This is a genomic window from Lysobacter sp. Soil_C_15, from assembly GCF_057657315.1.
The window spans coordinates 1-770 of sequence record NZ_JBDGIR010000035.1 but is presented as its reverse complement, the minus strand read 5'-3'; the positions used below and the strand labels follow the sequence as shown (position 1 = coordinate 770).

Here is a 770-nt window from a genome sequence, read left to right as displayed (position 1 = left end):
CGCCTGCGCGAGTTGGCGCAGGCCAACGGCGCGACCCTGTACATGGTGCTGTTGGCCGGTTGGAGCGCGTTGCTGTCGCGGCTGAGCGGGCAGGGCGAGGTGGTGGTGGGGACGGCGGTCGCCAACCGTCGCGACAACCGGCTGGAGGGCTTGATCGGCTTCTTCGTCAACACCCTGGCATTGCGGCTGGAACTGCCGCGCGAAGCCAGCACGGCGCAATGGCTGGATACGGTGAAGCGGGTCGCGCTGGACGCCTTCGTGCACCAGGACGTGCCGTTCGCGCAGGTGGTCGAATCGGTGGCGCCGCAGCGCAATCTGGGCCACAACCCGTTGGTGCAGGCGATGTTCGTGCTGCAGAACGCGCCGCGCGGAGGCGATCCGTCGCTGCATGGGCTGGGCGTGGAGCAGATCGCGATGCCACACACGACCACCCAGTTCGACCTGTCGCTGTCGCTCAGCGAAACCGAGGACGGCCTGAGCGGCACGATCGAGTACGCCAGCGATCTGTTCGATGCCTCGACCGTGGCGCGTTGGGCCTGCTGGCTGGAACGCCTGCTGCAGGGCATGGCGCAGACGCCGCAGACGCCGGTGGCGTCGTTGGAGCTGCTGGACGCGCAGGAGCGTGCGCAACTGCTGCGCCGCAGCGCCGGCGCAGCGGCGGAGCCGGCGGATCGGACCTGGGTCGAGCGGTTCCAGGCGCAGGCGGCGCGCACGCCGGAGGCGGTCGCGCTGCGCAGCGGCGAGGCGCAGCTGAGCTATGCGCAACTGGA

Annotated in this window: 1 protein-coding gene; it reads left to right on the top strand. The window is 70.3% G+C overall.

Annotation, left to right across the window (positions count from 1 at the left end; genetic code table 11):
- The coding region (locus AC3A57_RS22910) for a condensation domain-containing protein (RefSeq protein WP_487581010.1) at positions 1-770 on the top strand (770 nt) is incomplete at both ends.